Source organism: Streptomyces sp. NPDC001530 (genome assembly GCF_042894545.1).
Taxonomy (GTDB): Bacteria; Actinomycetota; Actinomycetes; order Streptomycetales; family Streptomycetaceae; genus Streptomyces.
In genome coordinates this window covers 43,943-53,682 of record NZ_JBIAVS010000041.1, presented here as the reverse complement: position 1 = coordinate 53,682, position 9,740 = coordinate 43,943, and the positions used below count along the sequence as shown (strand labels likewise).

Below are 9,740 nucleotides of genomic sequence, written 5' to 3'. Positions count from 1 at the left end.
CCCGGTTACATTCCGAACCCGGAAGCTAAGCCTCACAGCGCCGATGGTACTGCAGGGGGGACCCTGTGGGAGAGTAGGACGCCGCCGAACTAATTTTGAGAAGAAGCCCCAATTCCTGGGTATGCACCAGGAATTGGGGCTTCTTCGCGTTCACTGTGCAGTCATGCCCACGTCAACAAGGGGTGTTGTCGCCCGACAAAGGACAGTCCGCGGGCGAGCGGGGCGGTCGTACCACGGCGGGTCGGGGAGAAGTCGCCGATCAAGCACGTCATTTACGTGGTCAAGGAGAACCGGACGTACGACCAGGAGTTCGGCTCGCTGAGCCAGGGCAATGGGGCCGCCACGCTCAACCTCCGTGCCGAATGATCAGGCGGAGGAACTGGATGACGACGACTGAGTGACGGGTGGCGGCCCCCTCCCCCGTGCGGGGAGGGGGCCTCTCAGCGAGTGGCTATTGCACCGGTAGCTACTGCACCAGTAGCTACCGCACCAGTGGCTACTTCAGGCGTGACGACGCGACGATCGAGACGATGTGGGCGGGGACGAGCAGCCAGACGATCGCCGTCACGCCCACCGTCGCGATCTTCGTCGCCGTCAGGTCGCCGAGCGCCACGTCGACGATCGCGGTCACCAGCAGCAGGATGGTGCACTCGATGCCGTTGACCAGGCGGTGGAGGCCGACGGCCGAGGTGAGGCGGCGGACCCGGGCCAGGCCGCTGGAGCGCGGGACGACGGACTGGTCGGTGGCCTTCTCCATACCGCTGTCGGAGCGGGCCACGTGGACCAGGTCGGAGGACGACTTCAGGAGCAGGACGCCGATGGCCGCGGCCAGGCCGGCCACCAGGTAGGGGTCCAGGCCGAGTTCGGAGGCGCGGATGCCCATGCCGACCATGACGGCGGCATCCGCGAGGTAGGCGCCGAGGCGGTCCAGGTAGACGCCGAGCGGGCTGAACTGCTTGCGCCAGCGGGCCACTTCGCCGTCCACGCAGTCCAGCAGCAGATACAGCTGCATGAAGAGGACGGAGAGTACGGCGCCGCCCAGGCCGGGGACGATCAGGGCCACTCCGGAGAGGACGCCCGCGAAGACCATCACCGTCGTGATCTGGTTCGGCGAGACGCGCGTGCCCAGCATCAGGCGGGTCACCCGCAGGGAGAGCGCACGCATGTAGAGGCGGCCGGCCCAGTGTTCCGCCCTGCTCTGCAGTTTGCCCGCAGGGTGGATGACCTCGCGGAGTTCCTCAAGTTGGACCTTGGTCATGCGGCTTTCTCCCCTGGGATCAATGTGCGTACAGGGAAGAGCATGACGGGGGCCCGGACGCAGGGCGTCGGCAGGGTGGATATCCGGTGGGGGATGTCGTACGCGCGTATTACGGTGGCCCGCATGAAACACGCGATCCGTTCCATACGTTCCGACGAGTGGGCCAAGGTGAAGGAGCTGCGGCTCGCGGCCTTGCGGGATCCGGTCGCGCATCTCGCGTTCCTGGAGACGTACGAGGATGCCGCCGCCAAGGCCGACGCGTTCTGGCAGGAGCGGGCGGCAGGAGCGGCCGAGGGGACTACCGAGCGGCAGCAGTTCGTCGCCGTGGGTGAGGGCGGGGCGTGGATCGGCTCCGTGACCGTGCTGGTCGAGAAGGCCGGGTCGCAGGACCCCTTCGGGAGCGTGGTCGAGCGGAACCAGGGGCATCTGGTGGGGGTCTTCGTACGGCCCGAGCACCGGGGGAGCGGGGCCGGGGTGACCGGGGCGCTCTTCGACGCCGCCCTCGAGTGGTCCTGGGGGATCGGGCTCGATCGCGTACGGCTGTTCGTGCACGAGAAGAACGGTCGCGCCGAGGCGTTCTACCGCAAGGCGGGGTTCGTGCCGACCGGCGGGACCGCGGAGGTGCCGGGGGCCCCGGGGGAGCGGGAGCTGGAGTTCGTGATCACTCGGGCGAGCACACAGCGGGCTTAGAGCGGGAGTTCGTACTGGGGCCAGCGGGACCTTGCCTGTTCGCGGGAGCGGAGCAGGGCCAGGGTTGGCAGGCCCCGGGCCGCTCCGGTGGTCAGGAGGTCCGGGAGCTGGGGGAGCGGGGCCACGGCCGCGACGTCGTCCAGGACGAGCGTGAGTGGTGGGTCGAGGCGACCGGAGGATGACCGTTCGGCCATGCGCCGGCCGCGCTCGACCACGCTTGAGGCGAGGGCCGTCAGGAGCGGCATCGCGCCGGGGTTCGCCTTGGGGTCCTCGATGGGTTCACCGACCACATAAAGCGTGCCCCCTTCGTTGACGAAGGAATCCAAGGCGAGGCTGTCATTTCGGTTCGGAGTGCAGGCTTCGCGGATGTTGACCGTGAAGAGGGAGGAGAGGGCGCGGGCCGTCAACTCCTGGGCGATATCGCGGCGTTCGGGGTGCGAGGTGAGGGCAGCCTCGAGTTCGCCGGCGGCGCCGGACGCGGCCTTGGGGTTCGTACGGAGGGCTCGTACGGCGTCCTGCACCTGGGTGCCCTGGGCCCAGCGGTGGACGTGGCGGAAGGGTTTGCCCTCCACGGCGGCGGCGTGCAGATAGCTGCGCAGGAGCGTTTCCGCTACGTCTGCCATCGGCTGGTCCACCTTGGCGGTGGGGCGTAGCGGGGCGAGGATCGCGGCCGCTCTTGCTGCTGCTGTGGGCTTGTCCTCGCAGCCGGAGGCCGGGGACCAGTGGAGGCGGGCCGGGGTGTCGCACAGGTGGGAGGGGTCGTAGAGGAGGACGGGGCCGAGCTTGGCTCGGGCGTCCTTGGTCTCCGACCAGGTTCTTGGGTTTGAGGTGACTACCAGGGCTGGGCCCTCCGCGTCCCGTACAGCTTGGGTTGCTGTGGTGTGGCGGGACTCGGCGGGGGCCAGGAGGACCGCGCCCGCGGTTTCCAGCGGCTGCGCCGCCACTGTCGGCAGGACCGCACCTGCGGTTCCCTGCGGCTGCGCCGCCACTGTCGGCAGAACCGCGCCTTCGGCGCGGATGTGTTCCCGCCCGCCCGTCCGTTCACCGTCAGCTGCCAAAGGAGCCGTCGGCATCGGCTGCTGCGCCGTTGTGGGCTCCGACGCCGCGGCTTCGGCGCGGATGTTTTCCCATCCGCCCGCCCGTTCATCGTCAACTGCCAAGGGAGCCCTCGAAGGGGCCGTCGTCGGCTGGGGTGCCGACGGCGTCTGCGGCTCTCTCCCCTGCCTCGGCACCTCCACCGCCCTGTCGGCCTGCGCCTTGCGTCTCGCCCTCCCCGCCCGCCACCGCGCCACTGTCCCCATCACGAACACCGTCAGGACCAGCAGGACCATCAGCTGCCCGATGAACAGGCCCCAGAAGAGGCCGTAGCCGGAGAGTTGGGTGGCGGGGGCGTCCGGCCAGGCTCCCGTGATGTCGTGCGGCTGTCCGATCAAATGCCGCATGGCCAACGGCGTGCGGGCGAAGGTGACCGCGTCCGGCCAGGTGCCGCGGGCGAACCAGGCCGCGAGTCCCGTGGCCGTCCACACCATGAGGGTCATACCGAGGAGGAAGGCCAGTACCCCGATCAACAGGCCGTCGGGGATACCGCCTTCCCCCTCGCGCCGGGGGGCTCTCTGATCGTCCTGTCTCATCTCAGGCCACCTCTCACGCCACCGTGGACTCGGAGGAGTCGTCGAGATCGCTGAGGTGTTGTTCCATGAAGGCCGCCGCCCGTTCCTCGGCCTCCAGCTCCGCGGCGCGCAGGGCGTCGTCGGAGAGGTGGTCGGCGGAGGACTCGGTCATCGCGCGGTCGGTGAAGACCAGCGGGCGTTCGGTCTCCGTGATCAGGTGTTTGACCACCTGGACGTTGCCGTTGACGTCCCACACCGCGATGCCGGGGGTCAACGTCGGGATGATCTCCACCGCCCACCTCGGCAGGCCCAGCACCCGTCCCGTCGAACGCGCCTCGTCCGCCTTCTGGGCGTAGATCGTCCTCGTCGACGCCATCTTCAGGATCGCCGCGGCCTCCTTCGCCGCCGCTCCGTCCACGACGTCCGACAAGTGGTGGACCACCGCCACGAACGACAGGCCGAGGCGTCGGCCGAACTTCAGCAGGCGCTGGAAGAGTTGGGCCACGAAGGGGCTGTTGATGATGTGCCACGCCTCCTCGACCAGGAAGATGCGCTTCTTCCGGTCGGGGCGGATCCATGTGTGCTCCAGCCACACACCCACGATCGCCATCAGGATCGGCATGGCGATCGAGTTGCGGTCGATGTGGGACAGGTCGAAGACGATCAGGGGGGCGTCCAAATCAATCCCCACCGTCGTGGGACCGTCGAACATGCCCCTCAGGTCGCCGTCGACCAGGCGGTCCAGGACCAGGGCCACGTCCAGGCCCCAGGCCCGTACGTCGTCCAGGGCGACGTTCATCGCCTCGGCCGACTCCGGTTCGGGGTGGCGTAGTTGCTCCACGATGTCGGTCAGCACCGGCTGGCGCTCGACGATCGTCTCGTTCACGTACGCGTGGGCGACCTTGAGCGCGAAGCCGGAGCGCTCGTCGAGGCCGTGGCCCATCGCGACCTCGATGATGGTCCGGAGCAGCGCCAGTTGACCCGTCGTGGTGATCGCCGGGTCGAGCGGGTTGAGCCGGATTCCCATGTCCAGGGCCGCTGTCGGGTCCAGGCGGATGGGAGTTATTCCCAGCTCCTCCGCGATGAGGTTCCATTCGCCGACGCCGTCCTCGCCCTGGGCGTCGAGGACGACGACCTGGCGGTCGCGGAACCTCAACTGACGTAGCACGTACGTCTTTTCCAGCGCCGACTTGCCGTTGCCGGACTCGCCGAGGACCAGCCAGTGCGGGGCCGGGAGCTGCTGCCCGTACAGCTGGAAGGGGTCGTAGATGTACCCCTTTCCGGAGTACACCTCGCGTCCGATGATGACGCCCGAGTCGCCGAGGCCGGGCGCGGCGGTCGGCAGGTAGACCGCCTGGGCCTGGCCCGTGGACGTGCGCACGGGGAGGCGGGTCGTCTCGACCTTGCCGAAGAGGAAGGACGTGAAGGCATCCGTGAGGACGGACAGCGGATCCCGCATCAGTGCATCAGCCCCTACCTGCGGATTCCGGTGGCGAACGGCAGTGTGTTGACGAAGGCCCGGTGGTGCTCGCGGTCGCACCACTCCAGCTTCAGATACGACTTGCCGGCCGAGGCGCGGATGGTGCGCTTGTCGCGCGCCAGGGCTTCGGGGGAGCGGGCGGAGACGGTGATGTAGCCGACGAGGTTCACACCTGCCGCGCCGCTCGCGAGGTCCTCGCCGCGCTGGTCGAGGCGGTTGTGGGAGGCGATGTCACGCGGGTCCACGGTCCGGTTCATCTTGGCGGCGCGGCTGGCCTCGGCCTCGTCGTTCGTCTTCTCGGTGAGCATGCGCTCGATGGCGACCTCGGTGGGTTCGAGGTCCATCGTGACGGCGACCGTGCGGATGACGTCCGGGGTGTGGACCAGGAGGGGCGCCAGGAAGTTGACGCCCACCGGGGTCATCGGCCACTCCTTGACCCAGGCCGTGGCGTGGCACCACGGCGCGCGGGTGGAGGACTCGCGGGTCTTCGCCTGGAGGTAGGTGGGCTCCATGGCGTCGAGCTCGGCGGGCCAGGCGTTGCGCTTGGTCATCGCCTGGATGTGGTCGATGGGGTGGTCGGGGTCGTACATCGAGTGCACGAGGGAGGCCAGTCGGCCCTGGCCCAGCGGCTGTCGTACGCGGATGTCGGCTTCCTGGAGACGGGAGCAGATGTCCGTGAGCTCGCGTGCCATGACGACGGCGAGGCCGGCGTCGCGGTCCAGCTTGCGGCCGCTCTGCGGGCGGGCCGCGCGCGCCATCGCCTGTGCCTCGGCGGCCAGTTCGCGCGAGTAGTGCATGCACGCGACGAGATACGCCCGGTGCTGCTCGCTGCTCGTGGACACCATGGACTGCAGCTGGTCGTACGACTGCTGCAGCCAGCCGGGGGCTCGCTCGTCCCCTCGTACGGCGACGTCCTTGGCGTGGGCGTCCGGGTCGGCGGGGAGGGTGCGCGCGAGCATCTGCAGGCGGGTCACGAAGCCGTCGCCGTTCGCGACGTGCTTGAGGAGCGTGCCGAAGCGGTCGACGAGGGCCTCCTGGTCCTCGCTGTCGCGCAGGCCGACGCCGGGGCCCTCGATCTCGATCGCGGCCGTCACCGTGCGGCGGTCCGCGTGCAGGAGTACGGCGATCTCGTCGGGGCCGAAGGGCGCCGCGAGCCAGGAGATCCGGCCGATACCGGGGGGCGGACCGATCTCGACCTCACGGCCGTCGAGGCGCGTACCGGCCTCCATGACGTTCGACCGGTACGTGGTCCCCTGGCGCAGGGTCCGCTTGTAACTGCGGTTGATCTCGAACCACTTGTAGAACGTACGGCGCTTGTACGGGACGTACACCGCCGCCAGCGCCAGCAGCGGGAAGCCCATCAGCAGCACGATCCGCAGGGACAGGACGGGGACGAGCAGGCCGCACATCATGCCGAGGAACGCGCCGGCGATGATCAGCGCGATCTCACCGGATTCGCGGTTCCGGCCGACGATCGCGTTCGGCCGGGCGCGGCCGATCAGATATGTACGGCGGGGCGTGACCGGATGGGACACATGGGACTCGGTCGTCAACGCCCTTCACCTCCCGTGCGGTTGGTACTGCTGTTGCGGGTGCTGCTCGCGTGCGGGGTGTTGGCCGGGCTCGTCCGCGGTGGGGGCGCGGAGGGGACGGATCCGCCGCCTCCGTTCGACGTACGGGTGCTGTGCGCGGCCACACCGCCGGACGCGGGGTTGGCGGGGCGGGGCTGGTTGCCTCCGCCTCCGCCGCCGTTGTTGTCGGCGCGGGAGCTGTGGGTCTTGATGCCCTGCGCGACCAGGGTCGCCGGGGAGCTGATCACGGCCGCGGCCTTGCTCTCGGCGCCCTGCATGATGCGGTTGTTGCGGGAGCCCGCGATCTCATCGCCGAAGCCCGGGACGAAGCGGTAGATCATCGCGCTCGCGAAGATGGCGAGCAGGATGATCGCGAGGCCGGAGACGACGGCGGAGAATGCGTCCGGGCCGTTGTCGGTCGACAGCGCGCCCGCCAGGCCCAGCACGATCACGATCACCGGCTTGACCAGGATCACCGCGATCATGATGCCCGCCCAGCGGCGGACGTGGCCCCACAGGTTCTTGTCGACGAGGCCCGCGTAGACGACGGTGCCGAGGAGGGCGCCGACGTAGAGCAGGGCGGCGCGGATGACGAGCTCCAGCCACAGGATGCCCGCCGCCAGGATCGACACCAGCGACACGACGATCAGCATGATCGGGCCGCCGCCGATGTCCTCGCCCTTGCTCAGCGCGCCGGAGAACGTCCCGAAGAACGTGTCGGTCTGATTGCCGGTGGTCTTGGCGAGGACCTCGGTGACGCCGTCCGTCGCCGAGACGACGGTGTACAGGATCAGCGGGGTGAACGCCGACGCCAGCACCGTCAGCCACAGGAACCCGATCGCCTCCGACAGCGCGGTGGTGAGCGGGACACCCCGCACCGCCCTCTTCGCCACCGCCAGCAGCCAGAGCAGGAGGGTCAGGATGGTCGACGCCGCGAAGACGACCGCGTACTGCTGCAGGAACTTGGGGTTCGTGAAGTCGACGTTCGCCGTGTCCTTCACGGCCGCGCTCAGCTTGTCGATGGTCCAGGAGGCGGCGTCGGCGCAGCCCTTGGCCAGGGAGGAGAGGGGGTCGAGGGTGGAGGTGGGGTCGAGGGATCCTCCTCCGCTTCCCTTGTTGCTGTTGGTGCCGCTTTCGCAGTACTTCCTGGCGGGACCACGGACGAGTGAGCACGGGTCGCTGCTCGGGGAGGGGCTGGGGGCCGCGACGGCCTTGGTTGCGAGCAGGACGGCAGCCGACTGCACCGTGGCCACGGCGGCGGTCAGCTTGAGTACGCGATGGTTAGCGGGCATACGTGAACCCTCCGTACTCCTCGACAGCCTTGGTCATGTCGTCGGCGGTGGAGGCCGTCTGGTCTCGGCCGACGGGCACCGGCCCGTCCTTCTGCGTGAAGTCGGTGACCTTCCAGTCCCCGTTGATCCACTTCATCTGGTACGTGGTCGTGTACCAGCTCTCGGAGACGGGGTTCGTGGACCCGTCACCGGATAGGCCGAAGAGCGACGTGTACCAGAGCTCGACCGTGGCGCTGTCAGCGGTGGAGGCCGCGACCTTGGTGCCCACGGGGATGATCCGCGAGATGAAGGTCTGGCCGGCGGGCGCCGAGCCGTCCTTGTTCAGCCCGATGTTGGTCAGGAACTTCTCGCTGGAGTACGCCTTGTCCAGGTCCGGCTGCCGCGCGGCGGCGACGTCGGGCGCGTACACGGCGTTGACGATCGCGTGACGCTGCTCGGTGCTGAACATGCCGGTCGAGCCCAGCGCGACCCCATAGTTGGTCGCCGCGCTCTGCGCCCCCTGCTCACTGTGCCCGAAGCCTGACGGAATCCCCGCCGTCTTCGACTCCACCGGTCGTGAGCCCGAGGCCGCCGTAGGTGAGGTCTTCGCCTTGTCGCTGTCCCCGTTGCCCGAAGAGGGATCGTCGCCGCCACGGTTCGCGAAGGCGATCGCGGCGATGAGGAGGACGACGACGCCGACGACCGTGACCAGGCTCCGGGAGGAGGAACGGCCGCGGCGGGCGCCGCCGTAGACGTCGCCCGGGCGGTCGGGGAGGCGGGTGCGGGTCTGGCCGGAGCCGCCGTACCCCCCGTCCTCGCCGCGCGAGGCGTCGCCGTAGCCGGGTTCGTCACCGAGACTCATGTCGCGTACGCCCCCTCAACCTCTCGCTGAACCAAGTAGTACGACGGTAGCCGTGCTGGTTCCCGCGCGGGCGCGGTGTGGTGACTCGACATCAGGGAAACGCAACCTCAGCCGGTGGGCACGACGGACGGGTGGGTCGGAGGGGGGACAGGATCCGGGTGCGCGCCCGGCCGGGCCTAGACGGCCATGCCGTACACGATGGTGAAGAGCGTGCCGAGGGATCCGATGATGAAGACTCCGGTGAGGCCCGCGATGATGAGGCCCTTGCCCTGTTCGGCGCTGAAGGTGTCGCGGAGGGCGGTCGCGCCGATGCGTTGCTTGGCCGCGCCCCAGATCGCGATGCCGAGGCAGAGCAGGATGGCGACCGCCATCACGACCTCGATCATCACCTTCGCCTCGTTGCCCAGGCTGCCGAAGGGACCCCAGTCCGGAGCGATCCCGCCGATGATCGTGGTGATGTCGCCCTTATCGGCTGCGAAAAGCATGTAAGTCACCGCCCCTAGTGGGTAGTTCTGCACCCCCTGCCACTGCGCGCAGAGGTCGGGCCCATTCTCGCCGACAATGACGCTGTCGTATGTCGACTTGACGTCATTGATTGGCGGGTTTCGTACGAATACCTTGCCACCGGCCCGTGCGGGACCCTCACGGAGGTGTGGGGCGGCGAACAAAGAGTCGCACGGTCACTCTGTGTATCACGGCCGGTCACGCCGGGCAATGAAGCCGATGCGGAACCTGTCGTGTGGTTCCGTCGTTAACCCCTTCTACGAAGCGCACGCCCCGCCCGCCTCGTATGTACGCCGTGCCAGCGTCCCGTTTCTGACGGGCCGTCGAGCCGATGTTCTCCGGGTCGCCGCGTCTGCGGGATGTGGACGCTGACCACGGATCAGAAGGCTAACCCCGGCACTGCGCGGCATGGAAACGGGCCGCGGCTGGTTGCCGCGGCCCGTTTCGGACGCCGCCGGTGGATCCCCACTGACACTCCACTGACCAGCGACATC

At 68.9% G+C, this 9,740-nt stretch carries 8 protein-coding genes and 1 rRNA gene; 2 read left to right on the top strand and 7 right to left on the bottom strand.

The window, feature by feature from the left end:
- Nucleotides 1-90, top strand: a 5S ribosomal RNA gene (gene rrf / locus ACFY0T_RS47400); the annotation flags it as partial.
- 406 nt (nt 91-496) lie between these two features.
- Here rrf and ACFY0T_RS47395 read toward each other — a convergent pair.
- On the bottom strand, nt 497-1,258 hold the full coding sequence (locus ACFY0T_RS47395) for a CDP-alcohol phosphatidyltransferase family protein (RefSeq protein ID WP_388884792.1): 762 nt from the start codon (nt 1,256-1,258) through the stop codon (nt 497-499).
- Nucleotides 1,259-1,381: 123 nt separating this feature from the next.
- Between ACFY0T_RS47395 and ACFY0T_RS47390 the strand changes: the two genes are divergently transcribed.
- Nucleotides 1,382-1,948 (top strand): GNAT family N-acetyltransferase, encoded by a 567-nt coding sequence (locus ACFY0T_RS47390; RefSeq protein WP_388884790.1) that lies wholly within the window; start codon nt 1,382-1,384, stop codon nt 1,946-1,948.
- On the opposite strand, the gene ACFY0T_RS47385 is transcribed toward ACFY0T_RS47390, so the two are convergent.
- The 6 genes from ACFY0T_RS47385 to ACFY0T_RS47360 all read right to left on the bottom strand — a co-directional run bounded on the left by ACFY0T_RS47385 (nt 1,945) and on the right by ACFY0T_RS47360 (nt 9,227).
- Nucleotides 1,945-3,579 (bottom strand): type VI secretion protein, encoded by a 1,635-nt coding sequence (locus tag ACFY0T_RS47385; protein WP_388884788.1) that lies wholly within the window; start codon nt 3,577-3,579, stop codon nt 1,945-1,947. The genes ACFY0T_RS47390 and ACFY0T_RS47385 overlap by 4 nt on opposite strands.
- A gap of 13 nt (nt 3,580-3,592) precedes the next feature.
- Entirely contained in the window at nt 3,593-5,017 is a 1,425-nt protein-coding gene (locus tag ACFY0T_RS47380) for an ATP-binding protein (RefSeq protein ID WP_388884786.1), read from the bottom strand.
- Between the two features lie 14 nt (nt 5,018-5,031).
- Nucleotides 5,032-6,591, bottom strand: a complete 1,560-nt coding sequence (locus ACFY0T_RS47375) for an SCO6880 family protein (protein ID WP_388884784.1) — start codon at nt 6,589-6,591, stop codon at nt 5,032-5,034.
- A complete protein-coding gene (locus ACFY0T_RS47370; protein WP_388884782.1) occupies nt 6,588-7,901 on the bottom strand; it encodes a hypothetical protein in 1,314 nt (437 codons plus the stop codon). The genes ACFY0T_RS47375 and ACFY0T_RS47370 overlap by 4 nt, the downstream gene beginning before the upstream one ends.
- Nucleotides 7,891-8,742: a hypothetical protein gene (locus tag ACFY0T_RS47365; RefSeq protein WP_388884780.1), complete on the bottom strand. Its 852-nt coding sequence runs from the start codon at nt 8,740-8,742 to the stop codon at nt 7,891-7,893. The genes ACFY0T_RS47370 and ACFY0T_RS47365 overlap by 11 nt, the downstream gene beginning before the upstream one ends.
- Nucleotides 8,743-8,918: 176 nt before the next feature.
- Nucleotides 8,919-9,227: a hypothetical protein gene (locus ACFY0T_RS47360; protein ID WP_028804304.1), complete on the bottom strand. Its 309-nt coding sequence runs from the start codon at nt 9,225-9,227 to the stop codon at nt 8,919-8,921.
- Between the last annotated feature and the right edge of the window lie 513 nt (nt 9,228-9,740).

What these genes read in the sequence shown, in the direction of transcription:
- ACFY0T_RS47395 (WP_388884792.1), bottom strand. Translation starts at nt 1,258, where the DNA reads ATGACCAAGGTCCAACTTGAGGAACTCCGCGAGGTCATCCACCCTGCG.
- ACFY0T_RS47390 (WP_388884790.1), top strand. Translation starts at nt 1,382, where the DNA reads ATGAAACACGCGATCCGTTCCATACGTTCCGACGAGTGGGCCAAGGTG.
- ACFY0T_RS47385 (WP_388884788.1), bottom strand. Translation starts at nt 3,579, where the DNA reads ATGAGACAGGACGATCAGAGAGCCCCCCGGCGCGAGGGGGAAGGCGGT.
- ACFY0T_RS47380 (WP_388884786.1), bottom strand. Translation starts at nt 5,017, where the DNA reads ATGCGGGATCCGCTGTCCGTCCTCACGGATGCCTTCACGTCCTTCCTC.
- ACFY0T_RS47370 (WP_388884782.1), bottom strand. Translation starts at nt 7,901, where the DNA reads ATGCCCGCTAACCATCGCGTACTCAAGCTGACCGCCGCCGTGGCCACG.
- ACFY0T_RS47365 (WP_388884780.1), bottom strand. Translation starts at nt 8,742, where the DNA reads ATGAGTCTCGGTGACGAACCCGGCTACGGCGACGCCTCGCGCGGCGAG.
- ACFY0T_RS47360 (WP_028804304.1), bottom strand. Translation starts at nt 9,227, where the DNA reads ATGCTTTTCGCAGCCGATAAGGGCGACATCACCACGATCATCGGCGGG.